A 23,951-nucleotide genomic window follows, 5' to 3' on the forward strand; every position below is an offset into this window, starting at 1 on the left:
CCGCTATTCGATCACGAGCCGTCGTCGGCCCCCGCACGAGCCAGCGAAACACCGAACCGGCCTTGTTGGTCGGTCCACCAGTGCGACAGCTCGAACCCGGCCTCCGCCAGCTCGGCACGCACGCCTTCCCGCCGGAACTTCGCCGAGATCTCGGTGCGCACGTGCTCACCCTCGGCGAAGGTGACCTCCAGGTTCGCCCCCGGAATCCGCACCCGCGTCCGGGCGCGCGCCCGCAGCCGCATCTCGATCCACTCGTTGTCCTCGTCCCAGTAGCTGACGTGGTCGAACGCGGCCGGATCGAAGTCGGCACCGAGTCTGGTGTTGAGCACGCGCAACACGTTGCGGTTGAACTCGGCGGTCACCCCTGCCGCGTCGTCGTAGGCGCGCACGAGCGTGCCGGCGTCCTTGACCAGATCGGTGCCCAGCAGCAGCCACTCCCCTTCGGACAGTACGTCGCGCACCGAGCGCAGGAACTTCGCGCGGTCGGCAGGGGCCAGGTTGCCGATCGTGCCGCCGAGGAAGGCGACCAGCCGAGGTTGCTCACCCGGCAGCAGTCCCAGGTGCTCGGTGAAGTCGCCGACGACGCCGTGCACCACGAGGCCGGCGTAGTCCCCTGCGATGGCGTCGGCGGCCTCCGACAGCGCCGAGGCCGACACGTCCAGTGGGACGAACTCGCTCAGGGTGCCGTGCTCGCGCAGCCCGTCGAGCAGCAGCCTGGTCTTCTCACTGGAGCCCGATCCCAGTTCCACCAGCGTTCGGGCCGAGGTGGCGGAGGCGATGGCGGCCGCCTCGCGCGCGAGCACCTCCCGCTCCGACCGCGTCGGGTAGTACTCGGGTAACTCGGTGATGCGTTCGAACAGCTCGCTGCCTCTGGCGTCGTAGAACCATTTCGAGGGCAGCCATTTCTGCCTCGCCGAGAGCCCCTCCCGCACGTCCTCCCGCAGGGCTTCGGTGACGTCCTCGGTGCTGCCTCGCACGTCGAGTTGCCGCTGGCTCACGCCTGTCTCCGTTCTGTCTCGATGGGACGCAGCTCCACCTCACCGGGTGTGCCACGCCGTGCGACAACCACGTGCCGGTCGGGCACGGGCTGCCACGTGGGGTCGTCGTCTACCGGTTCCGATGCGATCAGCACACTGTCGGGCCAGGTCCGTACCGACAACGCGTGTGTCCACGCGGTGGCGACGAGCAGGTCCGCGTCGGTGAACAGGAGGTTGAGCCGCGAGCCCGGCGCGGCGTGCTCCACCTCGAGGACGAGTTCCGTCACCGCGGCAACCGGGTCGGTACCGCCACGCAGCCGGTCGCACAGCAGTGCCCACAGCAGTGCCGAGTCGGTAGGGGCCTGCAGCCGCAGCAGGTCGGCGACCGGCAGTTTCTCCGCGAGCCCCGCGACCGATTCCGGCCAGCCACGCACGACTCCGTTGTGGCTGAACAGTCCTGCCTCGGCCGAGAACGGCGCGCACGCCCCCTCGCAGACGGGCATTCCCGGGGTCGACGAGCGCGCGGCGGCGAGGAACGACGGCGAGCGCACGGTGCTCGCCAGCCTGGGAAGGGCCTCGTCCGCCCACAACGGCAGCGGCCTTCGGTAGTGGGTGGGGCCGCCGTCGTCGGCGAACCAGCCGAGCCCGAACCCGTCGGCGTTGACGGTGCCACCCGCGCGCATGTCCTTGGGAGCGTAGGACTGCACCAGCAGCGAGTGGGGCGCGTCGAACATCGGCCACGCCGGCGAGGACGGCACACCGAGGTAGCCCAGGTGTCGGCACACGTCAGGGCCTCTCGTCGGAACGCAGGTCCCTCGCGCAGCGGAACCCGGCGAAGATCTGCCTGCGGATGGGGAAGTCCCAGTTTCGAAACGTCCCCCTGATCGCGACCGGGTCGGTGCCGAACGATCCACCACGCAGCACCTTGTAGTCCGGACCGAAGAACACCTCGGAGTACTCGCGGTAGGGGAACGCCACGAAACCCGGGTAGGGCAGGAAATCGCTGCTGGTCCACTCCCAGACGTCGCCGATGAGTTGGTGCACGCCGAGCGGGGATGCCCCGCGTGGATAGGCACCCACCACGGCGGGGCGCAGGTGCCGCTGGCCGAGGTTGGCGTGGTCGGCGTCCGGCTCGGCATCGCCCCACGGGTAACGCAGCGAGCGCGACGTCGCCGGGTCGTAGCGGGCCGCCTTCTCCCACTCCGCCTCGGTCGGCAGCCGCTTGCCCGCCCACGCCGCGTAGGCCTGGGCCTCGTGGAAGGACACATGCACCACCGGTTCGTCGGCGGGCACGCGCTCGTACACGCCGAACCGGGTGCGCCACCAGCCGTCGGGCTGCGCGCGCCAGAACCTGGGGGCGGTGATGCCGTGCTCGTGGCGGTAGGCCCACCCCTGCTCGCTCCACCACCGCGGCTCCTGGTAACCGCCCGCCTCGATGAACCGGGCGAACTGGCCGTTGGTGACCGGAAAGGTATCGATCGCGAACGCGTCGACCCACGTCTCGTGCGCGGGCCGTTCGTTGTCCAGTGCCCACGGCTCCAGCGACGTTCCCATCAGGAACGACCCGGCGGGCACGACGACCTCGCCCGGCAGGTCACCGACCGTGCGTGGCGGTGGCTGCGGTGCGTGCAGCACCGGTTCCCCTTCGCGTAACTGGTGGGTGGCGAGCATGGTCTCGTCGTGTTGCTGCTCGTGCTGGACGATCATCCCGAACGCGAAGGCGGCCTCGGTGAGCCTGCGGCCTTCGAGCGGAGCCTGTTCCAGCACGTCGAACGCCTTCTGCCGGACCTCGGTGACGTAGGCGCGTGCCTGTGCCGGCCCCAGCAGCGGCAACTGCGGGCGCTGCGCCCTCGGATGTTGGAAAGCGTCGTAGAGGTCGTCGATGTCGGGCCGCAGCGGCTCGCGGCCGCCGACGTCACGCACGAGCCAGATCTCCTCCTGGCTTCCGATGTGCGCCAGGTCCCACACCAGGGGCGACATCAGTTTGGAGTGCTGGCGCACCAGGTCCTCGTCGTCGACGGCGTCGGTCAGCGCCCGGCTGCGTCGGCGCGCGCTGTCAAGGGTCCTCGCGGTGTGCGAACGCAGGTCCCGCGGGCTCAGCTCCAGCAGCGGGTTGGGCGACTCGGTGTGTGCCGTGGTCATGTCGATCAGTTCCCTCCTCGGCGCCGTAGTCGGCGTGCGACGTCGTTGGCGATGGCGGCGATGGTGTCGGCAGGAAGGTCTGCTGTGGACAGCGCGGAACAACCGACGTCGGCCACCGCGAAGGCGGCGGTCGAGATGGCGCGGTCGGCCAGCCCGTGCCGTGCGGCGTCGGACCACTTGTCCGCGACCGGTTCACAGATCTCAAACACCTTGTCCACAGTGGAATCGCTTTCCAGCAGCGCGGAAAGCAGCGCCACCGGATGCAGCCAGGTGCCGGGCGGTTGCGCGTCGAGGTAGCGGATCTCGAGGTATCCGTGCGGGCGCACCGGGGTGAACAGCGTGGTGAGGTGGTAGTCGAGGTCGGCGAAGGTGGGCGGAGCGAGCACGGCCGCGGGTCCCCTCGCCTCGATCCAGTCGGCGAAGGTGAGGCCCGCGGGCGCGTCCCACGGTCCGTCCTTTCTGGGCAGAACCATCAGCGGCGTGTCGAGTACCCGCCGCGCCCACGCCTGCGCGGGATCGTCCACCGGCCCCTGCGCGTAGGTACGTGCGTTCTCGGTGTCCATGACGGCCTGCCAGCGCGCCGAAGCCATTCCGGTGTCGCGACCGGCATGTCTTCGCGAGTTGGCGAACAGTGACAGCAGCACCGGCCCCAGCGCGTGCGCGGCGGCCCACCTCGCGGCCGCCTGTGACCGTTCTCCGATGTCGACACACACCTGCAACGCGGCGGTGCTGCACATCATCGTGAGGCCGCCCGGTCCCATCGGGGCGAACCGGCGTTCCATCGCGGCGTACCGCTCGGTGGGCAGCAGCCGCTGCGGACCGCGCACCGGATCGATGCCCTGCGTTCCCAGCCGCAGCCCGGACAGCGCGAGCAGGTCGGTGACATAGCACAGATCGGTACTGGCGACGGTCGCGAGCGCGCGAAGCGATTCCTGCGGCGCCGTGGAGATCTCCACCTGGCAACCGGGTTCGAGAGTGAGTGTGGACCCGCCCGGCAGGGGCGCTGCCTCGCTACCGGGCCGCAGTGTCCGAGGAGTGTGGGGGCCGAGCGCGTCGGCGAGACGATCGGGTCGCAGCGGTTGAGCCGGGTCGTGGGCGTCGTGGACGGTGTACTCGATCTCGACGCCGAGTAACCGGGGCGGGCCGTGCTTGAAGCACACCGAAGCGACGTACGCTTCGCCCTCCGCGCGGCTGGACACCACCCGCGCGGCGATGTCCTCCGCGGTCACGGCCGCACGATCCACGGCTGCTCCGTCCGGGTAGGAAAGCCTGTCACGAACCGCTGTCATCACATCCACCCCCGGGCGTTCGACGGAGTCCGCTCCCTTATTTTCGGACGCTACACGCGGGGTACGACAAGTCGCGACCGATCGAGCGATCTCAGCCGGGAACCGTCTCCGACGCGCCGAGCCCCAGTTCGGCCGCGGCCGCGCGCACCGCGTGAATGACCAGTTGCAGCGCGGGTCGGCGCGCGGCGGTACGGCGGTAGGCCACCGAGACCGTGCGCATCACCGGGGTCGTCAACGTCACGATGTCCACCCCCGGCGGTCGCAGTGTCAGCCCCAGATCGGACACCAGTGTGATACCCAGTCCCGCGCTGACCATCGCCATCGCCGTGGACTGCTCCTCGACCTCGTGGTTGATGGTGGGCTCGAAACCGCTGCGCTGGCAGGCGACCCGGACGGCCCTTCCGAAGTGGCTGCGGGGGCTGGCAAGAATCCACGGCTGGTCGGCCAGTTCGAGCAGGGTCACCGCGCTGGTCGGCACCGTCGCGGCCGGCACGGCCGCGTAGAGCCGTTCCACGGCCACCGCCGCGCGCTCCAGCCCGTTGTCCCACGGCGTCGGAACGTCGGTGTAGTCGAGCACGAACGAGAAGTCCAGCGAGCCGTCTCGCACCGCGTCGGCGGTCTCCTCGGGAGCCAGTTCCCTCGTTCGCACCTCGATGCCGGGGTGTTCGGCCGCCAGCGAGTTGAGCGCGGTGGGCAGCAGACCTGATGCCACGGAGGCCCAGACCCCCGCCGTCAACCGAACCGACACGCTCTCCTGTGCCTCCTCCAGCGCCAGCGTCGCCCGCTCGACGGCACCGAGGATCTCTTCGGCGTGCGCGGTGAGCAGCAGGCCCAGTTCGGTCAGCTGCACCCGGCGGCCAAGCCGCTCGAACAGTTTCGCGCCGACATCGCGCTCCAACTGCGCGAGTTGTTGCGAGACGGCGGAGGCGGTGTAGTGCAACGCGGCGGCGGCCGCCGTGACGGTGCCCCGGCGGTGCAGCTCCCTGAGCATGCGAAGGCGATGAACCGACAGGTCCATGCACCAACCCTAAACGCAACCGTGCATGATCCTTAACTGGACGCGCGCCGCCCCCGGCCCCAGCCTTGCAGTAGAGGGGAACTGCCCAGGCGAGAAGGAGGAGGCGAGTGGGTATCCAGCAAGCTGACGAACCGCTGTTGAGGTTGACCTGGACCGACCCGGTGACGGGCGCGCACGGCTACCTCGTCGTGCACTCGCTCGTCTCCGGACTGGCGACCGGCGGCACCCGGATGCGCGCGGGTTGCACGCTGTCAGAGGTGGAGGACCTGGCCAGGGGGATGGCGGCCAAGACCGCGACGTTCGACCTGCCCGTCGGCGGCGCCAAGGGCGGTATCGACTTCAATCCCAAGGACCCGAGGGCCGACGGCGTGCTCGAACGCTTCTGCGAGGCGATGCGTCCGTGGCTGGACGCGCACTGGGTGACGGCGGAGGACCTCGGCGTGCCGCAGCACGTCATCGACGCCGTCTTCGCCAAGCTCGGGCTGGAGCAGTCTTATCACGCGGCCATCCGCCGCTCCGTCGATCCCGCGCGCACGCTGCGCAGGGTGCAGGCGGGACTGAACGCGCCCGTTCCCGGCGGACTGCTGCTCGGCGACGTCATCGGCGGCTACGGAGTGGCACAGGCATGCCTCGGCGCCGCGGCGGCGTGGGACTGGTCCGCGCGGGAGACGACCGTGGCCGTTCAGGGCATCGGCACGATGGGCGGCGGCGCGGCGTGGTACCTGCACGAGGCGGGCATGCGAGTGGTCGCGGTCGCAGACGCCGAGGGCACGCTGTACCACCCGGACGGCCTCGACATCCCCGCGCTGTTGCGGGCGAGGAACTCCTTCGGTGAGATCGACCGCTCGGTCGTGCCCACCGAGGTGCAGCGGTTGCCGAGGCAGGCTGTGGTCGCGACGAGCGCGGACATCCTCGTGCCCGCGGCGATCTCGTACGCGCTGACTCCGGACAACTCCTTCGACGTCGACGCCCGTGTGGTGGTCGAGGCCGCCAATTCGGCCACCACTCCGGAGGCCGAGTTGATGCTGGCGGCTCGGGGTGTCCCGGTGATCCCGGACTTCGTCGCCAACGCGGGCGCCGCCGCGTGGGCGTGGTGGCTGCTGCTGGGCCACGTGGGTGCGGACCCGACCGAGTCGTTTTTGAAGCTGCGCACGGAGATGCAGGCCAAGGTCGCGCTGCTGCTCGGCGCGTGGAACACCGAACAGGTGCGACCGAGGCAGACCGCGTGGGAGTTCGTCACGGCCCGCAAGTCGAGCCGGGTCTTCGACCAGCCGGCCACGCTGACCATTCCCTGACGGTCGTGCTGCCCGCGCGACTCCACGGGCCGCGCGGGCAGTCGGTCCACGACGCAGTCACAGTCGCAGTGCGTGTCACAGTCACAGTACGTACGTACGGATTGCGACAATTGGGCCCCGGTGTCAAGATCGTGGGATGCCACGGGTCAGTCAGGACCATCTCGACGCCCGGCGCCGCCAGATCCTGGACGGCGCGCGGGTGTGCTTCGCCCGTTTCGGGTACGAGGGTGCCACGGTTCGGCGCCTTGAGGAAGCCACCCAGTTGTCCCGAGGTGCGATCTTCCATCATTTCCGGGACAAGGAATCGCTGTTCCTGGCGCTCGCCGAGGACGACGCCGCCAGAATGGCCGACGTGGTGGCGCGGCAGGGCCTCGTGCAGGTGATGCGCGACCTGCTGTCCGGTGGCAGCGAGCACCCGGCCGACTGGCTCGGCACCCGGCTGGAGGTCTCGCGCAGGCTGCGCACCGATCCGGAGTTCAGGGCACGCTGGGCGGAGCGATCGGAGCAGCTCACCACCGCCACCCGCAAGCGCCTCATCTGGCAGCGGGAGGCGGGCAACCTCCGCGACGACGTCAGCATCGACGTCCTCACCGCCTACCTGGAGCTGGTACTGGAGGGCCTGGTGTCACATCTGGCCATGGGGCTGCCCGCCGACGACCTCGAACCGGTACTCGACGTCGTGGAGGAATGCGTGCGCAGGCATCGGGGGCGCGCCGGGACCTGAACGGGAACACGCGGAACTCACCCCGCGTTTGACGTGGTTAAGATGACGCCACAATAGGCGCTGGCTTGTATTCACTGAGGAGTGAGCACTCTCGTGCAAGACGCCCGGTCACCGGGTGACAGTTGCGAGCCGGGCGATGAGCCCGGCTTACCGGACCCCCTCGCGGCGAACGCCGGTGGTGCAGGCTGATGGACATCCTGCTGACCGTGCTGGGCGCCCTGTTCGTCATCCTGCTCACTGTCGGCACCGGCCTGGCCGTCGCGGCCGAATTCTCGCTGACCACCCTCGAGCGCAGCACGATCGAAGCCAACGTCCGGCAGGTCGGTGACCGCCGGTCCAAGACCGTGCTCAAGGCCCACCGGACGCTGTCGTTCCAGCTATCCGGCGCGCAGGTGGCCATCACGATCACCACGCTCGTCACCGGCTACGTCGCCGAGCCACTGCTCGGCCGCTTCGTGCGGCCCGCGCTGACCGGGTTGGGCATGCCGGAGGGCGCGGCGGCGGGCACCTCGCTGGTCGTCGCCATGCTCCTGGCCACGGCGCTGTCGATGGTGATCGGCGAGATGGTGCCGAAGAATCTCGCCGTGGCGCGCCCGTTGCAGACCGCCCGCGCCGTCGCCGGCTACCACTCCCGGTTCTCCGCGCTGTTTCGCTGGCTGATCACCCTGATGAACAACAGCGCGAACTGGGTGGTTCGCAAACTCGGGGTGGAACCGCAGGAGGAACTGCGGTCGGCGCGCTCGCCGCAGGAGCTGGGCTCCATCGTTCGCTCCAGTGCCGAGTCGGGAACCCTCGACGTCTCCACGGCGGAGCTGCTCGACCGCTCGCTGCGGTTCGGCGACCGCACCGCGGCGGAGCTGATGACGCCGAGGGTGCGGCTTGAGGCGCTGCACGTCGACGCGGACGTGAACGACCTGGTGGCGCTTTCGCGCTCCACCGGCCGTTCCCGCTTCCCCGTCTACCGGGAGGACCTGGACGATGTGCAGGGCGCCGTCCACGTCAAACAGGCCTTCACCGTGCCCTCCGGCGAGCGCGAGAGCACCACGATCGGCTCGCTGATGAGGCCGATGCCGACGGTGCCCGAGTCGCTTCCCGGTGACGCGCTGCTGGATCGGCTCCGCGACTCCCGCTTCCAGCTCGCACTCGTTGTCGACGAGTACGGCGGCACGGCTGGCCTGGTGACGCTGGAGGACGTCGTCGAGGAGATCGTCGGGGAGGTCCGCGACGAGCATGACGAGCGGGAGGAGCCGACCTCCCAGCAGATCACCGCCGACAGCTGGGTCGTCTCAGGTCAGCTGCGCGACGACGAGGTGCTGGACATCACCGGCTTCCGGATGCCCGAAGGCGACTACGAGACGGTCGCGGGCCTGCTGCTGGAGCGGCTCGGCAAGATCCCCGATGTCGGCGACCGCGTGGACATCGACGGCTGGCGGTTGATCGTGACGGACATGGACAGGCACCGCGTGGCCGAGGTGTGCGTGCAGCGACGGGAGGGGTCCGGTTGAGCGACTGGGTCTCGATCGCCCTTATCGGCGTTCTGCTGCTGTCCAACGCCTTCTTCGTCGGCGCGGAGTTCTCGCTGATCTCCTCACGCCGTGACCGCCTCGAGGCCTTGCTGGAGCAGGGCAAGACGCGGGCGAGGATCGTACTCAAGGCGGGCCGCAACGTGTCGGCGATGCTGGCGGGCGCCCAACTCGGCATCACGATCTCCTCGCTGTTGTTGCTGCTGTTCGGTGAGCCCGCCGTGGCGCACCAGCTCGAGGCACTGGTGACGGCGGTGGGGCTGCCGCTGCCCGGATACCTGGTGCACGCCGTGGCCTTCGCCGTCACGCTGATCGGCCTCACGCTGCTGCACGTCCTCGTCGGCGAGATGGTGCCCAAGAACCTGGCCATCGCCGAGCCGGAACGGCTCGCGCTGTGGCTGGTGCCGCCGCACGTGTTGTGGGTGCGGGTGGTCAGTCCGTTCATCTGGGTGCTCAACGGCGTCGCCAACTCGCTGCTGCGGCTGTTCAAGGTGCAGCCGAGGGACGCCGTGGAAACCGGCTACACCTCCGACGAGCTCGCCGCCCTGCTTAGCGAGTCGAGGCGGGAGGGCCTGCTGGAATACTCCGAGCACCGCAGGCTGAGCCAGACGCTGTCGTCGGTGGGCAAGACCGTGGCCGACGTGCAGGTGGGGCTTCAGGAGTTGACGACGCTGCCGCCCAGCCCCACCGTCGGCGACGTGGAACGCGCCGTGTCGTCCACCGGATTCTCGCGGTTCCCGGTACGCGCACCCGGCGGCGGTTTCTCCGGGTATCTGCATGTCAAGGACGTGCTGGACCAGGTGGCCGACGACCCAGCAACCACCGTGCCCGCCGCCAAGACGAGGAAGCTGACCGAGTTGCCGCTGTACGCCAAGCTGGACAGGGCGCTGTCGGCGATGCGGCGGGAGGGCAGCCACCTTGCCGTAGCGGTGGACGGCGACGGCACGGTTACCGGAATCGTGGCGCTGGAGGACCTCCTGGAGGAGTACGTGGGTACCGTTCGTGACGGTACCCACGTCACGAGGTGACCATGCGGCTGACCGAACGGCAGTGGCACGAACGCGAGCGGGCACACGTCGAGCGGATGCGTCGCTGGACGGTGCCGCATCGCGCCCGCAGGTCGAGAGCGGAGAAGCACCCGGTTCTGGACTTCCTGTTCACCTACTACTCGCACCCGCCCGCGCACCTGGAGCGCTGGCAACCGGGCCCTGGCGTGGTTCTCGAAGGTCAGTCGGCCACCCGTTTCCTGCGCGGGGGCGGGTATCACGAGGTGGCAGGCGGGGTGGCGGTGAACGAAGCCACCGCCACCTCCACCTCCACCGCGGCCGGGGGCAGGGCCGCCGAGCGCACGCTTGCCCTGCTGGAGGCGACCGCGCGGCGAGCACCGAGGCTGAGCTGTTTCGGGCTGCACGAGTGGGCCATGGTCTACCGGGAGTCTCCGGAGCGGCTTCGGCACCCACAACTGCCGCTGCGGCTCGGCTCGGCGGGCACCGACGAGGTGCTGGAGTCACTCGGCGTGCGCTGTGGGCACTTCGACGCCTTCCGGTTCTTCACCGAGGCGGCCCGCCCGCTCAACGCGCTTCGGCCCACCAGACAGACCCAACCCGAGCTCGACCAGCCCGGCTGTCTTCATGTCGGGATGGACCTGTACAAGTGGGCGTACCAGCTCGGTGCCTTCGTGCCTGCCGAACTGCTCGGCGATTGCTTCGAACTGGCGGCCGACATCCGGGAGCTGGACATGCGGGCCAGCCCCTACGACCTGTCCGCCATGGGGTACTCGCCGGTGCGGATCGAGACGGCTGAGGGCCGCGCCGAGTACGCCCGAGCACAGGAGTCGTTCGCGCGCAGAGCCGCCCCGCTACGAGCTCGCCTGATCGAGTGCTACCGAACGCTACTCACCGCCTTCGACCAGCGACACAGCCGAACCTGATTTTCGTCACAGTCCGAAATCGTTGCTGGGCTGATAGAGTGATAACGTTTTGGTTTCGTTAACCGAGCGTATTCACTCGGGTATCGAGAGGACGGAGAGGACTCCGATGGGGCGACACAGCATCGTCGACCACCCCGCCGTCGAGCGGTCCGACGCGCTGACCTCCACCGGCACCCACAGGGCGATCGGCAAGGCTACCCGTCGCGGCGTGGCCGCGTGGCCGATCGCGAGCGTCGTCCTGGTTGTACTGCTCGTGCTGGGCTGGTTCGGCTGGAACTGGGCCGACGGCGTCGTGCAGAACAGGGCGCAGGCACAGGCGGCCGACTGCCAGGAGGGCGAAACCTCCATCCAGGTCGCTGTCGCACCGTCGATCGAGCAACCGGTGACACGGGCCGCGCAGACGTGGAACGAGAACCGCACCGTGGTGCACGGCTACTGCGTCGACGTCGATGTCAAGGCCGTCGCCGCGCAGCAGGTGCTCGACTCGCTGCTCGCTGGTTCCCCGGCTGGAATGCCCGCCGCGTGGATTCCCGAGTCCTCCTCCTCGATCGACCAGCTGTCCAAGCAGCGGCCCGGCCTGCTCGGCTCGAGTGGGCGGTCGGTGGCCTCGGGCGCAGCCGGCGACTACCCGTACGTGACGCTGGCCGGTGAGCAGGTCGACGACGTACAGCAGCGGGCCGCTCAGTCGTTCCGGGCCTTCCTGGTGGCGCCCGCGCAGCGAACCGGCTTCAGCGACGTCGGCCTCACCCCTGCCACGCGGTGACGGCCCGGCCCGTGGCCTCGTCCGCGGGGTAGAACGCCTCGATCGACAGTTCGGCGAGCGTGATGTCGAGCGGGGTGCCGAACGTCGCCACGGTGCTGAAGAACGACAGCTCCTCGCCGTCACCGCCACGCAGCCGCAACGGCACCATGATGTCCCCCGGCGCGGGCAACTCCACCTCGGGTACGCGCTGCTCACATGGGTAGCCGCGCAACTCCGCCAGCAGCGCGGCCAGCCCTTCGTCGCCGGTCGCCGCGACCTCGCGACGTAGCCTGCCCAGCAGGTGCGCACGCCACTCCCCCAGATTCGCGATCATCGGCGCCATCCCGCCGGGGTGCAGCGTGACCCGCAGGACATTCATCGGCGGCCGCAACAACTCGGGCGCCACCCCTGCCAGCAGCATCGTCACACCCGCGTTGCTGTCCACCAGGTTCCAGCCGCGGTCCACGGCCACGGCGGGAAACGGCAGGTGAGCGGTGAGCAACCGGCGCACGGCCTCCCGTGCCGCTGCCAGTTCCGGAGCCTCCAGCGACGTCTCGGTGTAGACCGGCGCGTAACCGGCAGCGAGCAGCAACCTGTTGCGTTCCCGCAGCGGCACGTCAAGGTGCTCGCTCAGCAGCAGTACCAGCTGCCTGCTGGGCTTGGCCCTACCGGTCTCGACGAAGCTGAGGTGCCGCGTGCTCACACCCGCCGCGACGGAGAGGTCCAACTGACTGACGCGACGTCGGCCGCGCCATTGTCGTAGCAGCTCACCGAAGGGTTCGCGAGGCGCCCTGGCCGCCGTCATGGTGCTCATGCCGCACAACGCTATGCCGTTGCGTTTCGTCCATGCCATGACCTCACGGGTAATCGACACGCCGCCACGGTGGCGACACCGTATGGATTCGGCACTTCGAAGCGCGCCGTATAGGTCGTTATACACAAGTGCCGGTCCGTGATCAGTAGGCGAAAGGAAAGGCCATGTCGCAACCCGACTCACAGTTCAGCACGCTGGCGCACCGCTACCTGGAGGTGTTCAACACCACCGACCCCACGCAACGGCGGGCGCTCATCGAGCGGTTGTTCACCTCGGGGGCTACCTACACCGATCCGCTCGCCACGGTCACGGGTTGGGACGGGATCGACACGTTCGTCGCGGGAGCCCAGCGCCAGTTCGCAGGCCTGTCCTTCGAACTGGGCGAGCAGGTGGACGGCCACCACCACATCGCCCGGTTCCAGTGGCGGCTGGGCCAGGGCGGCACAAGCGAACCGATCGTGATCGGCTTCGATGTGATCGTCACCGAGGGTGAGCACATCAGCGGTGTCTACGGCTTCCTGGACAAGGTGCCCGCCTGACGCCTCGGCCGCCCCGGGGTCCGTGCGTGGCTCCGGGGCCCGCCGATCGATTCAGCCGGTGCGACGGGCGTTGCGCTTCTGCGTCAGTTCGTCGGGCACCACGGGAGCGACCTCGCCGCCGTCGGCCCGCTCGGCGGGGAACTCGTGGATGGTGCCGCTGATCTCCTGCATGGCTCCGCTCACCGCGATCCCGAAGACGCCCTGACCGCCCTGCAGCAAGTCGACGATCTCCTCCGGCGACGTGCACTCGTACACCGTCGTGCCATCGGAGAACAGCGTCACCCTCGCCAGGTCCCGCACTCCCCTTGCCCGCAGATGCTCGACAGCGACCCGGATGTTCTGCAACGAGACGCCGGTGTCCAGCAGCCGCTTCACGATCTTGAGGACAAGGATGTCCTTGAACGAGTACAACCGCTGCGAGCCGGAGCCGTGTGCGGTACGGATACTCGGCATCACCAGCTTCGTCCTGGCCCAGTAGTCGAGCTGCCGGTAGGTGATGCCCGCGATCTGGCACGCAGCGGTACCGCGGTAGCCAACCAGTTCGTCCGGCAACGACGCGTCGGGGAAGAGTTCACCCTGCTCGCCGTCGGCGGCCCTGATCGGGCTCTCGTCGACCACGCACGCCTCCTCTCGCCCGGCGCACGGCCGGCGAAACAAGACCCCCGCCCCCGGGATGGGAACGACCGGTACGACAACCGCGCCCAACCACCACGCCGGTCCCAGCAGGCGGAATCACACCGGCGCGATTCGTCTTGGCTTCGACGGTAGGCCCGCCTGGGCAAGGGGTCAACGCGACGCGCGGGCACCCTTGGGCGCATGTCGCGACCGGGGTCGGCTGGTGTCGATCACTCAGCCCGTATCACTCATCCGGGTGGGGACCGAACAGCGGGAATCGGGCGGGGTTGGGGCAAGCGGCAACCGGAGGCGCGGGCAACGGCTTCGCCCGACATCGGGCGGCGGGTTCACCGCGCGCGTGCCGGGCTCAGGTGTCGGCGCCGCGGAAATCCTCGGGCGAGACGGAGTCGAGGAACTCGCGGAACTTCTCGACCTCGTCCTCCTGCTCGTCGGGGATGATCAGGCCCGCCTCCTCGAGCACGGACTCCTCGGCGTGTATCGGCACTCCGACCCGCAGCGCCAGCGCCACCGAGTCGCTCGGCCTGGCGGAGACCCGGACGTCACCGTCGAACACCAACTCGGCGAAGAAGGTGCCTTCCCGAAGATCGGTGATGATGACCTGCTGGAGCTCCCTGCCGAGGGCTCCGATGACCTCCTTGAGCAGGTCGTGTGTCAGCGGCCGGGCCGGCCGTACACCCTGCTGCTCCAGCGCGATGGCCGTGGCTTCCACCGAGCCGATCCAGATCGGCAGGTACCGCTCACCCTCGGTCTCCCGCAGCAACAAGATCGGCTGGTTCGCGGGCAGCTCGACCCGTACGCCGACGACGCGCATCTCGCTCATCGGGCTTCGCCTCCCTCTCCTGCGTGCGGGCAGCAGCGCTGTGACGAGGATCCCGCATCGACAACGTCGACGCTACCCGTCAAGCGGGCGCTGTGCTCGCAACGAATTTAGTTCCGTCGGCTCTTTCGCGAACCTCGAACCCACCGTACGGCATCGGTCCCGACATCGATGCACCATCGAGATGTGGCGTAACAGACTCGACACGAGAACGCTGGTCCGGGCACCCGACCGAGTCTACCCGCCGGTCACCGTCCGAATACCGGCCTTGACCAGCAAGGTGTGCAGGGTGACCGACAGTGCGGCCAGTTCGCGTACCACCTCGTCGGCCCGTGCCTTGGCTTCCGCGTCGCGCTGGCGGGACAGCGGCGCGACGATCTGCTCGACGAGACCGACCTCCCGGTCGGCGGAGGCGCGGAAGGCACGCAGGTGCCTCGGCTCGATGCCGAATTCCGTCAGCTTCTTCGCGGTCCTGGCAACGCGGACGGCGTCGGAGTCGTAGAACTGCGCTGCGACCGGGCGCAACAGCCCGTACTGCCGCAGTTCGGCGAACAGGTCGTCGTCGATTCCCGCCTGCGCGAGCAGTTCCTCCCGCGTCAGCCTGGTCTCGTGGTCGCCGACGAAGTCGTCGGGCGTCGGCATACCGGGGAACTCGCCGTCGCCTGGCGTGGCGAGCGATATCAGCCTGCGCGGCAGACGTGGCCCCGGGCCGGCGGGGTGCGACCCGCTGTCGGCCGCGTCCAACTGTTCTTTGATGACCTTCAGCGGAAGGTAGTGATCGCGTTGTGCCGCAAGAACGAAACGCAGCCGCTCCACGTCGGCTGCGGCGAACTGACGGTAACCGGACGGCGTGCGGGCAGGCCTGACCAGCCCCTCCGACTCGAGGAACCTGATCTTGGAGATGGTGACGTCGGGAAAGTCCTTGCGTAACTGCGCCAGGACCGCCCCGATGCTCAACCCATCGCGCTGTGGCCGGCCGGCAGCCGTCACCGTGCCCCCTGGCCCCCGTGTCCCGGGCCGGTGAGGAAGACGAGGCGGAACTTGCCGATTTGGACCTCGTCGCCGCCAGCGAGCACGGCCTGGTCGACCGGTTCCCGGTTGACATAGGTCCCGTTGAGGCTGCCGACGTCGATCACCACGAACTCACCGCCCTCACGACGGAACTCGGCGTGGCGGCGAGAAACGGTGACATCGTCCAGGAAGATGTCACTGTCGGGATGACGGCCCGCGCTCGTGGTGTCCCGGTCGAGCAGGAAGCGGGAGCCCGCGTTGGGTCCGCGCTTGACCACCAGCAGTGCGGAGCCCGCCGGCAGCGCGTCGACACCGGCGTCCTGCGGCTCCACCGCAGGCGCCTCCTGGCCCTCCCCTTCCGACAGGAAGTCGGCCCGGAATACGGAAGTCCGCTCCGGAGACTGCTCCGGGGGAACGCCGGGCCCGTCGTTCGTGCTCACCTGAGCTCTCCTTACGCACTGAAGTGTTGTGGGCAAAACGTGGTGTAGCCAACGTACCGTGCGTGGTCACCGGGCAGTGCCGGGGCTCCCTGATCAACCTTGAGTCACGCGCTGGTAGGCCTCGGCATCGAGCAGCCCCTCGACCGTGCCCGCGTCGCTGAGCCTCAGCTCGATCAGCCAGCCCTCTCCGTAGGGGTCACTATTGATCAGCTCGGGGGTCTCCGCGACGGCGTCGTTGACGGCCACGATCTCCCCGTCCAGCGGTGCGAACAGCTCCGAAACACTCTTGGTCGACTCGACCTCGCCGAACACCTCTCCCGCGTCGACCTGGCGGCCGATCTCCGGCAGGTCGACGAACACCACGTCACCGAGCTGATCCTGGGCGTACTCGGTGATCCCGACCCGCACCCTCTCCTCGTCGAGCACGGCGACCCACTCGTGCTCCTCGGTGTAGCGCAGCTCTTCCGGAGTGGACACCAGGCGTTCCCCTTTCCGCTCGTCACCGGTCCTCGCCGCCCGCATCCTCGCACAACGCCACGCCGGATCGAGCGCTCGCAACGGCTCTGCCGGTCTGCAGCACGTACAGCGCCCCCGACCACAGGTACAGCGCGCAACCCCACGCCGTGAACGCGTAGGCGAACGGGCGGGCGATCTCGGCCACCTGCGACTCCCCCTGGATGACGAGCAGCAACGGCAGCGCGTACATCAGCCCGAACGTCGCCGCCTTGCCCGCGTAGGTCACCTCGGGCGGGGCGAAGCCGTACCTGCCGAGAACAAGCAGAGCGAGGCCGACCACCAGCTCCCTGCCGACCAGCGCGGCGACGAGCCACCACGGAACGATCTCGCGAAGCAGGAACGCCACCAGCGTCGCCATGATGTAGAGCCGGTCCGCGGCCGGATCGAGCAACTGCCCGAGCCTGCTCGTCTGGTCGAGCCAGCGGGCCAGCTTGCCGTCGAGCCAGTCGGTCAGCGCGCTGACCACCAGCAGCGCGAGCGCCCACCCGTCCTCCTTCGGGCCGAGCAACAGCCACAGGAACACCGGAACCCCGGCCAGCCGCAGCAGAGACAGGATGTTGGGTACGGTCAGCAACTGGCCGACGAGCGAGGGTTCTCGATCACCGGTCATACCGACCGGCTCCGCCGAGTCGGCAGGCTGGGCATCGCTCACCTGTTCACGGTAGCGGCACCCAACCCGCCGTCGTTCACCTGGCGCGGCGGTAACTCCAGCCCCGCCGCCGCAGGTCCTCCCCGGTCAGCGCGTGCGGCCTGCCGTGGCTGTCCGTGCCCATCCAGCGCGGCCTCCCGGGGCCGCTCTCGAGCACGTAGGGCCTGCCTTGGCTCCACACCACGGTGCATGGTGTGGTGGGCGGCTCCGGCGCCTCGTTCTCGTAGTCTCGTTCGGTCCTCATCACTGCCTGTGCTCGGTTCCGGATTGTTCACTGTGGGGGTAACCCGTGAGCGCGGCTCTACACATTTCGTGCACGCACCCATCGACGCTATCGGCCGCAGGGCGCGATCCGTTAGCTCGAAGGTGATTCTGCCACCACGCAGCCGCGGTCCGCGCCGGACCCTGCCGGGTCGACCGTCCACAGTAGAAGGGTCGCCGACCGGGCCGGCCATTACGCTGAGTAACTCGAATCGGTGCGCGGCTCAGGACTTCAGACCGGGGAAGTCCTCCTCGCGGTACTCCCCCTGCTGCCTGCCGTCGGCTGCCTCGTTCTCCCTGCCACGAAGCTCCACCCTGCGGATCTTGCCGGAGATCGTCTTGGGCAGGTCGGCGAACTGCAGCCTGCGGATGCGCTTGTAGGGGGCGAGGTTCTCCCTGCAGAACCGCAGAACCGCCTCCGCGGTCTCGGCACTGGGCTCGTGCCCGGCTGCGAGCACGACGTAGGCCTTGGGGACCGCCAGCCGGATCGGGTCGGGCGAGGGCACCACGGCGGCCTCGGCCACCGCGGGGTGCTCCAGCAGCACGCTCTCCAGTTCGAAGGGCGAGATGCGGTAGTCGGAGGCCTTGAACACGTCGTCGGTGCGGCCGACGTAGGTGATGTAGCCGTTCTCATCGATCGAGCCGACGTCACCGGTGTGGTAGTGCCCGCCCGCGAACGCCGTGGCGGTGCGCTCGTCGTCGTCGGCGTAGCCTGCCATCAGCCCCACCGGCCGGTGCGTGAGGTCCAGACAGATCTCGCCCTCCGAGGAGGGTTCGCCGCTGACCGGGTCGAGCAGCACCACCCGAAACCCCGGTACCGCGCGGCCCATCGACCCCGGCTTCACAGGCTGCCCCGGGGTGTTCGCGATCTGCACGCTGGTCTCGGTCTGCCCGAAGCCGTCCCGGATCGTCACCCCCCAGGACTTGCGAACCTGCTCGATCACCTCGGGGTTGAGCGGCTCCCCCGCCCCGACGACCTTCGTCGGCGGCTTGCGCAACGCCGACAGGTCGGCCTGGATGAGCATGCGCCACACGGTCGGCGGCGCGCAGAAGCTGGTGACTCCACATCGGTCCAGTTGCGCCATCAGCGCGTCGGCGTCGAACCGGGTGTAGTTGTAGAGGAACACCGTGGCCTCGGCGTTCCAGGGCGCGAACACGTTGCTCCACGCGTGTTTGGCCCAGCCCGGCGAGGAGATGTTCAGGTGTACGTCACCGGGCTCCAGTCCCAGCCAGTACATCGTCGACAGATGTCCAACGGGGTAGGACACGTGGGTGTGCTGCACCAGCTTCGGCTTCGCGGTGGTGCCTGAGGTGAAGTACAGCAGCAGCGGATCGTCCGCGCCGGTCGGCCCGTCCGGGGTGAACGCGGCGTCGGCGGAGTAGGCCTCGGCGAAGGAATGCCAACCGGAAACCGGCTCGCCCACGGCGGTGCGCGTGTAGTTACCGGGCACCTCGGCGAACTTCTCGGTGTCCGCCGAGCGGATCACGACGTGCCGCGCGTCGCCGCGGTCGACCCGGTCGCGCAGGTCGGCCGGACCGAGCAACGTCGATGCGGGGATGATGACAGCACCCAGCTTGGCCGCGGCCAGGATCGTTTCCCACAGCTCGACCTGGTTGCCAAGCATCAGGATGAGGCGGTCGCCGCGCCGAACCCCGCGCTGCCGCAGCCAGTTCGCCACCTGACTCGACCTTCGCGACAGCTCGGGGAAGGTCCACCGGCCCTGCGAGCCGTCCTCCTCGACGATCCACAACGCGTAGCGGCTTTCGTTGGCCGGGTCGGCAGCGATCTGGTCGAACCAGTCCAGCGCCCAGTTGAACTCGGTGAACCTCGGCCATTCGAAGTTCGCGTACGCGGTGGCGTAGTCCTCACGGTTGTGAAGGAGGTAGTCCCTTGCTTCCCGGAACCGCCGGTGAACCGCCGCGTCGGCGTCGTTGCCCACGATGCTCTCCCTGCGTCTGCTACCTGCTCGGCATGCACTTGTCGGCGTGCCCCTTTTCGGTGTGCCCATCGTCGCCGCCACGTGCCGAGCGCGTCACCTCCGCCTGGAGACCTCGCCCGCACGGGCGCCGGTGGTCACTCGCCGGTGAAGTCCGGTTCGCGCCGCTGCACGAAGGCCTGCACCGCCTCGCCGAGGTCCTTGCTCGGCAGGAACGCCGCGTTCCATGCCGACACGTAGCGCAGCCCGGCACGCACCCGCTCCTCGGTGTTGACCGAAAGGACTTCCTTCACACCCTGCACGACCAGCGGCGGGTTGGCGGCGATCTCGGCCGCCAGCTCCCGCGCCGCGGCCAGTACGGTGTCTGGGTCGGGGTAGACGTCGTTGACGAGCCCGATCTTCTCGGCGCGGGCGGCGTCGATGTCCTTGCCGGTGAACGCGAGCTCACGCAGGTGGCCCTCACCGATGATGGAAGCGAGCCGCTGCAGGCTTCCGACGTCGGCGACGATGGCGACCTTGACCTCGCGCACGCTGAACTTCGCCTCCGCGCTGGCGAGCCGGATGTCCGCGGCGCTGATCACATCGACACCGCCGCCAACGCACCACCCGGACACCGCCGCGATCACCGGCTTGCGGGTGGCCGCGATCGAGGTCACCGAGTCCTGCAGCCTGCGGATCTCGTCGAGCAGCCCCAGTCTCGCCCTCGCCAGTGCCTCCCCGGAGAGGTACTCCGACCACGACGGCATCATCGCGGGCAGGTCGAGTCCGTAGGAGAAGTGCTTCCCGCTGCCGGTGAGCACGATGGCCCGCACCTCGGGGTCGGCGTCCAGCGCGCCGAACACCAGCGGCAGCTCGCGCCAGAAGTCCGGCCCCATGGCGTTTCCCTTGTTGGGGCCGAGCAGCGTTACCTCCGCGACACGGCCGCTGCGCTCCACGCCGAGCGAGACGAGAGCGGGCAGGTCGGCGACTGATCGCGGGCTCTGCGCTCCCGCAGGCTGGCTTTCCGTCATGGTTCACATCCTCGCGTACGGCGTTGGCAGCCAGCCAGCCACGTTAGCCTGACCACATGAGTACCGTCCCCGCCATCGATTTCGCGCCCCCACCTCGGCGAGGCAACACGCCACCGTTGGAGCTGGCCGGGTCGTTCGAGCACCTCGGCCACCGGCTGGCCTACACCGAGTACGGCTACGGCGACGAGGTGATAGTGCTCACGCACGGGATCATGTTCACCCGCCGCATGCACGCACCGCTGGCCAGGGAACTCGCGGCGGCCGGCTACCGGGTCGTCACGCTCGACCTGCTCGGGCACGGCGACTCCGACCGGCCTGAGGAGTCGTGGTCGTACTCGATGCCCGCGTTCGCAGGGCAGACCCTGGCGTTGCTGGACCACCTGGGGGTGGAGCGTGCGGTGGTCGGCGGTACCTCGCTGGGCGCCAACGTGGCGCTCGAGGTGGCCATCGAGGCGCCCGACCGGGTACTAGGCCTGCTGATCGAGATGCCAGTGCTTGACAACGCGCTGGTGGCGGGCCTGCTCACGTTCGGCCCGCTGCTGTTCGCGGCCCGGTTCCTGCCGTTCACCGTGCGGGCCGTCGGCGCTGCCGCGCGCCGGGTGCCGCACGGTAACCAGTGGGTCGATGTCGTCACCGACACGCTCGACCAGCGGCCCGCCGCGATGGCGGCGCTGCTGCACGGGGTGTTCTTCGGCCGCATCGCACCGCCCAAGGAGATCCGGGGGCGGATCCGGACACCGACACTGGTGATCGGTCACCAGCGTGATCCCGTGCATCCGTTCGGCGACGCCGACACACTCGCCGCCGACCTGCCGGACGCCGAGTTCGTCCAGGCGCGCAGCCCTGTCGAACTGCGCCTGCAACCGACGAGGCTGACCGACACCATCAAGGATTTCGCCTGCCGCTGCCATCGTCGCCCAGCAGGCCGGCGACCGGCCCGATCACGGTGACCGCGGGTGGCCGGATGCCCGCGTCGGCCGCGTCGGCCGCGATACCGCGCAGCGTGGAACGGACCACCTGCTGCGTGCGCAGCGTGCCGTCGGCGACCATGACCACCGGCGTGTTGTCGGGCCTGCCCGCCGACACGAGCGCCTCGGCGAACAACTCGATGCGCTCCACCCCCATCATCAGCACGATGGTGCCGCGCATGCGGCCAAGCGCTTCCCAGTCCACGAGGCTCTGCTCGTGCCCTGGCGGGACGTGACCGGACACCACCACAACCTCGTGCGCCACGCCGCGATGGGTCACCGGCACGTCGGCCACGGCGGGAACGGCGAACGCACTGGTGATGCCGGGTACGACGGTCACAGGAACGCCCACCTCCGCGCATGCCAGCACCTCCTCGAAGCCACGGCCGAACACGTAGGGGTCGCCGCCCTTGAGCCGCACGACGAACTTGCCCGCCAGTGCGCGTTCGACCAGCACGCGGTTGATGACGTCCTGGCTGGCCGCGCGGCCGTAGGGGATCTTCGCGGCGTCCACCACCTCCGCGTGCGGTGGCAGCTCGTCGAGCAGTTCGCGCGGTGCGAGCCGGTCAACGACCACGACGTCGGCCCTGGCCAGCAGTCTGCGCCCGCGAACGGTGATCAGTTCGGGGTCACCGGGCCCGCCGCCAACCAGCGCCACTCCCGGCCGTGAACGGCCGTCCCCGGGCAGGCTGTCCTCTCCGGGATCGGCGACGGTGCCGCCGCGCAGCGCGTCGAGCAGGCCGTCCCGCACCGCCGAGGAGCGGTGCGGGTTACCACCGGAGAGGACACCGAGGAGCAGCCCGTCGTGCTCACCCGTCGCCGGGGTGACCGCGCTGCCTTCGACACCGGCGTCAGCGCGCACGCAGAACACCCTGGCCCGCTCCGCGTCCTGGCACACGGCGGCGTTCACGGCGGCGTCATCGGTGCAGGCCATCGCATACCACGCACCGTCGAGGTCGCCTTCGGCATAGCGGCGCCGGTGCCAGGTGAGCTCCCCCGCGTCGGCCATGGCGCCCACCGACGCGGTGGTGTGCGGTGAGACGACCTCCACAGCGGCACCGGCGCGAACCAGACGTGGCAGCCTGCGCTGCGCGACGCTGCCGCCGCCGACCACGACGACCTTGCGTCCAGCGAGGTCCAGCCCGGCGAGGTAGTGCTGCTCCTGAGGCATGCGCCAAGCATGCCGTCAGCACCCGCCCCGCCCGTGCCCGGCCGGTCGATGTGCCGCCAACATCACAACGGGCGCGCGGCCCGGCGATCGGCCCGCGTGGTTACCCGCGGTGCGGGCGGTAGAGCAGCCCGAGGAACTCCAGCAACACCCGCTCCCGCAGCCGGGCAGGCGCGGCCTCCAGCAGGGCGTTGACCTGCGCCATGCGGTCCGGAAGCCCGCCCGCGACGTCGAGCCCCGCGGCCCGCAGCAGCCCCTCGAACTGCTCGGCGGTCAGCGTGTCCGGGTCGAGGGCGGCGATCAGGGTCCGCATCTCCTCGGCCACCACCACGGGACCCGCCTCGCGTGCCGCCGCCACCGCGTCGGCGAGGTCGGTGAGGAAGCCGTCCTCGTCGCCGTGGTTGGCGGCCGTGATCGTCAGGTGCAGGTTCACCGGAGAGGAGCCGTGACCGAACTGCGGCTGCACGTACCAGCCGCGTCGCGCCATCTTGTCGGCGACGGTGAACAGGTCGAAGTCGGCGCCGTCCTCGCTGGTCACGGCCAGCAGGGTGGCGTTGGGCGAGCCCAGCACGCGCAGGCCCTCGATGTCGGCGATGCCGGTTTTGATCCGCTCCATCGCGGCGCGGGTGTCGCGTGCCAGCCGCAGGTATCCGTCGTCGCCGAGGTAGCGCACCACGGCCCATGCCGCAGCGAGCGGTCCGCCGGAACGGGTGGATTGCAGCGTGGTGTTGAGCATCGTGTAGCCGGGCCAGTCGGCGCTGGCGAAGTAGTGTCCGCCGCGCAGTTGGGCGTCGGCGTGCAGCAGCACCGAGGCGCCCTTGGGGCAGTAGGCGTACTTGTGCAGGTCCACCGAGAGGCTGGTGACCCCTTCCACCGCGAGATCGAACGGGGGCACCTCGTCGCCGAGGCGGCGCAGGTACGGCAGCACCCAGCCGCCGATGCACGCGTCGACGTGCATACGCACGCCGCGTCGGGCCGCTTCGGCGGCGATCTCCGGAATCGGGTCCACCACGCCGTGCGCGTAGGAGGGTGCGCTCGCCACGACGAGCACCGTGTCGTCGTCGATGGCGGCGGCCATCGCCGCAGGGTCGGCACGGAAGGTCTTCTCGTCCACCGCGACGTGCACCGCGCGCAGCCCGAACAGGTGCGCGGCCTTGCGAAACGCCGCGTGCGCCGTGCTGGGCAGCACGATGTTCGGTGTACTCGTGCGCTGCTTGGCGCCTTCGCGGGCGGCCAGTACCGCGAGCATGCAGGACTCGGTGCCGCCGGAGGTGACCGAGCCGACCGTGCGCTCGTCTCCGCCCAGCAGTCGCGCGGCCGTGGCCACGAGGTCGTTCTCCATCCGCAGCAGGCTGGGAAACGCGGTCGGATCGAGCCCGTTGGCCGAGGACGCCAGCGCGTGCGCGCGCTGGCCGAGCTCGCCGACCTCGGCGAGGCCGCTGTCGTAGACGTAGGCGAGCGTGCGCCCACCGTGGGTCGGCAGGTCGCTTTCCCGCAGCGCCCGAAGCTCGGCCAGCACGTCGTCGATGCTCACGCCGTCACTCA

25 protein-coding genes are annotated in these 23,951 nt (G+C 69.6%); 8 read left to right on the forward strand and 17 right to left on the reverse strand.

Going from position 1 to position 23,951, the window contains the following annotated elements; translation table 11 throughout:
- Window positions 1-11: 11 nt before the first annotated feature.
- The 5 genes from egtD to FHU38_RS12850 all read right to left on the reverse strand — a co-directional run bounded on the left by egtD (window position 12) and on the right by FHU38_RS12850 (window position 5,426).
- The gene (gene egtD / locus FHU38_RS12830; protein ID WP_167170707.1) at window positions 12-998 is read right to left on the reverse strand and encodes an L-histidine N(alpha)-methyltransferase; all 987 of its coding nucleotides are present in this window, start codon (window positions 996-998) and stop codon (window positions 12-14) included.
- The gene (gene egtC, locus FHU38_RS12835; RefSeq protein WP_167170710.1) at window positions 995-1,762 is read right to left on the reverse strand and encodes an ergothioneine biosynthesis protein EgtC; all 768 of its coding nucleotides are present in this window, start codon (window positions 1,760-1,762) and stop codon (window positions 995-997) included. The genes egtD and egtC overlap by 4 nt, the downstream gene beginning before the upstream one ends.
- A 1-nt stretch (window position 1,763) precedes the next feature.
- Window positions 1,764-3,119 carry an ergothioneine biosynthesis protein EgtB gene (egtB, locus tag FHU38_RS12840; RefSeq protein WP_167170713.1) on the reverse strand — a complete coding sequence of 452 codons (1,356 nt, stop codon included), beginning with the start codon at window positions 3,117-3,119 and terminating at the stop codon, window positions 1,764-1,766.
- 5 nt (window positions 3,120-3,124) lie between these two features.
- The gene (locus FHU38_RS12845; RefSeq protein ID WP_167170716.1) at window positions 3,125-4,408 is read right to left on the reverse strand and encodes a glutamate-cysteine ligase family protein; all 1,284 of its coding nucleotides are present in this window, start codon (window positions 4,406-4,408) and stop codon (window positions 3,125-3,127) included.
- Between the two features lie 91 nt (window positions 4,409-4,499).
- Entirely contained in the window at window positions 4,500-5,426 is a 927-nt protein-coding gene (locus FHU38_RS12850) for a LysR family transcriptional regulator (protein ID WP_009154411.1), read from the reverse strand.
- A gap of 107 nt (window positions 5,427-5,533) precedes the next feature.
- Between FHU38_RS12850 and FHU38_RS12855 the strand changes: the two genes are divergently transcribed.
- The 6 genes from FHU38_RS12855 (at window position 5,534) to FHU38_RS12880 (ending at window position 11,661) form a co-directional block, all read left to right on the forward strand.
- Window positions 5,534-6,721, forward strand: a complete 1,188-nt coding sequence (locus FHU38_RS12855) for a Glu/Leu/Phe/Val dehydrogenase (RefSeq protein ID WP_167170718.1) — start codon at window positions 5,534-5,536, stop codon at window positions 6,719-6,721.
- A gap of 136 nt (window positions 6,722-6,857) precedes the next feature.
- Window positions 6,858-7,445, forward strand: coding sequence for a TetR/AcrR family transcriptional regulator (locus FHU38_RS12860; RefSeq protein WP_167170721.1), 588 nt, complete (start codon window positions 6,858-6,860; stop codon window positions 7,443-7,445).
- A 188-nt stretch (window positions 7,446-7,633) separates the two neighbouring features.
- Window positions 7,634-8,950 carry a hemolysin family protein gene (locus FHU38_RS12865; protein WP_167170724.1) on the forward strand — a complete coding sequence of 439 codons (1,317 nt, stop codon included), beginning with the start codon at window positions 7,634-7,636 and terminating at the stop codon, window positions 8,948-8,950.
- Window positions 8,947-9,996, forward strand: coding sequence for a hemolysin family protein (locus tag FHU38_RS12870; protein WP_167170727.1), 1,050 nt, complete (start codon window positions 8,947-8,949; stop codon window positions 9,994-9,996). The genes FHU38_RS12865 and FHU38_RS12870 overlap by 4 nt, the downstream gene beginning before the upstream one ends.
- A gap of 2 nt (window positions 9,997-9,998) precedes the next feature.
- On the forward strand, window positions 9,999-10,898 hold the full coding sequence (locus FHU38_RS12875; RefSeq protein ID WP_167170731.1) for a 3-methyladenine DNA glycosylase: 900 nt from the start codon (window positions 9,999-10,001) through the stop codon (window positions 10,896-10,898).
- Between the two features lie 106 nt (window positions 10,899-11,004).
- Entirely contained in the window at window positions 11,005-11,661 is a 657-nt protein-coding gene (locus FHU38_RS12880) for a substrate-binding domain-containing protein (RefSeq protein WP_167170734.1), read from the forward strand.
- Here the strand turns inward: FHU38_RS12880 and FHU38_RS12885 are convergent.
- Window positions 11,642-12,445 carry a helix-turn-helix domain-containing protein gene (locus tag FHU38_RS12885; protein WP_449314281.1) on the reverse strand — a complete coding sequence of 268 codons (804 nt, stop codon included), beginning with the start codon at window positions 12,443-12,445 and terminating at the stop codon, window positions 11,642-11,644. The genes FHU38_RS12880 and FHU38_RS12885 overlap by 20 nt on opposite strands.
- Window positions 12,446-12,618: 173 nt before the next feature.
- Here FHU38_RS12885 and FHU38_RS12890 point away from each other — a divergent pair, with 173 nt between their 5' ends.
- Entirely contained in the window at window positions 12,619-12,993 is a 375-nt protein-coding gene (locus tag FHU38_RS12890; protein ID WP_167170737.1) for a nuclear transport factor 2 family protein, read from the forward strand.
- A 51-nt stretch (window positions 12,994-13,044) separates the two neighbouring features.
- Here the strand turns inward: FHU38_RS12890 and FHU38_RS12895 are convergent, their stop codons facing one another.
- From FHU38_RS12895 to FHU38_RS12935, 9 genes are all read right to left on the reverse strand, one after another.
- Window positions 13,045-13,611: a MerR family transcriptional regulator gene (locus FHU38_RS12895; RefSeq protein WP_167170740.1), complete on the reverse strand. Its 567-nt coding sequence runs from the start codon at window positions 13,609-13,611 to the stop codon at window positions 13,045-13,047.
- A 364-nt stretch (window positions 13,612-13,975) separates the two neighbouring features.
- Window positions 13,976-14,449, reverse strand: coding sequence for a bifunctional nuclease family protein (locus FHU38_RS12900; protein ID WP_009154401.1), 474 nt, complete (start codon window positions 14,447-14,449; stop codon window positions 13,976-13,978).
- Window positions 14,450-14,683: 234 nt separating this feature from the next.
- On the reverse strand, window positions 14,684-15,436 hold the full coding sequence (gene ftsR, locus FHU38_RS12905; protein ID WP_167170743.1) for a transcriptional regulator FtsR: 753 nt from the start codon (window positions 15,434-15,436) through the stop codon (window positions 14,684-14,686).
- Window positions 15,433-15,897 (reverse strand): glycogen accumulation regulator GarA, encoded by a 465-nt coding sequence (garA, locus tag FHU38_RS12910; protein WP_009154399.1) that lies wholly within the window; start codon window positions 15,895-15,897, stop codon window positions 15,433-15,435. Before garA ends, ftsR begins: the two co-directional genes overlap by 4 nt.
- 93 nt (window positions 15,898-15,990) lie before the next feature.
- Entirely contained in the window at window positions 15,991-16,374 is a 384-nt protein-coding gene (gcvH, locus tag FHU38_RS12915) for a glycine cleavage system protein GcvH (RefSeq protein ID WP_167170746.1), read from the reverse strand.
- Window positions 16,375-16,396: 22 nt separating this feature from the next.
- On the reverse strand, window positions 16,397-17,023 hold the full coding sequence (locus FHU38_RS12920; RefSeq protein ID WP_167176028.1) for a CDP-alcohol phosphatidyltransferase family protein: 627 nt from the start codon (window positions 17,021-17,023) through the stop codon (window positions 16,397-16,399).
- A gap of 76 nt (window positions 17,024-17,099) precedes the next feature.
- The gene (locus FHU38_RS12925; protein ID WP_167170749.1) at window positions 17,100-17,306 is read right to left on the reverse strand and encodes a hypothetical protein; all 207 of its coding nucleotides are present in this window, start codon (window positions 17,304-17,306) and stop codon (window positions 17,100-17,102) included.
- A 241-nt stretch (window positions 17,307-17,547) separates the two neighbouring features.
- Window positions 17,548-19,263, reverse strand: a complete 1,716-nt coding sequence (locus tag FHU38_RS12930; protein WP_167170751.1) for an AMP-binding protein — start codon at window positions 19,261-19,263, stop codon at window positions 17,548-17,550.
- 134 nt (window positions 19,264-19,397) lie between these two features.
- Complete coding sequence (locus tag FHU38_RS12935; protein WP_208415660.1) at window positions 19,398-20,270, reverse strand: crotonase/enoyl-CoA hydratase family protein; 873 nt, start codon at window positions 20,268-20,270, stop codon at window positions 19,398-19,400.
- A gap of 56 nt (window positions 20,271-20,326) precedes the next feature.
- On the opposite strand from FHU38_RS12935, the gene FHU38_RS12940 reads away from it, so the two are divergent.
- A complete protein-coding gene (locus FHU38_RS12940; RefSeq protein ID WP_167170754.1) occupies window positions 20,327-21,220 on the forward strand; it encodes an alpha/beta fold hydrolase in 894 nt (297 codons plus the stop codon).
- Here FHU38_RS12940 and cobA read toward each other — a convergent pair.
- Both cobA and FHU38_RS12950 read right to left on the reverse strand, forming a co-directional pair.
- The gene (gene cobA / locus FHU38_RS12945) at window positions 21,156-22,409 is read right to left on the reverse strand and encodes a uroporphyrinogen-III C-methyltransferase (RefSeq protein WP_167170756.1); all 1,254 of its coding nucleotides are present in this window, start codon (window positions 22,407-22,409) and stop codon (window positions 21,156-21,158) included. The two genes, FHU38_RS12940 and cobA, sit on opposite strands and share 65 nt — an antisense overlap.
- A 100-nt stretch (window positions 22,410-22,509) precedes the next feature.
- Window positions 22,510-23,940, reverse strand: coding sequence for a pyridoxal phosphate-dependent decarboxylase family protein (locus tag FHU38_RS12950; protein ID WP_167176032.1), 1,431 nt, complete (start codon window positions 23,938-23,940; stop codon window positions 22,510-22,512).
- Window positions 23,941-23,951 lie beyond the last annotated feature (11 nt).

The sequence above is a fragment of the Saccharomonospora amisosensis genome (assembly GCF_011761185.1).
Classification (GTDB): domain Bacteria; phylum Actinomycetota; class Actinomycetes; order Mycobacteriales; family Pseudonocardiaceae; genus Saccharomonospora_A; species Saccharomonospora_A amisosensis.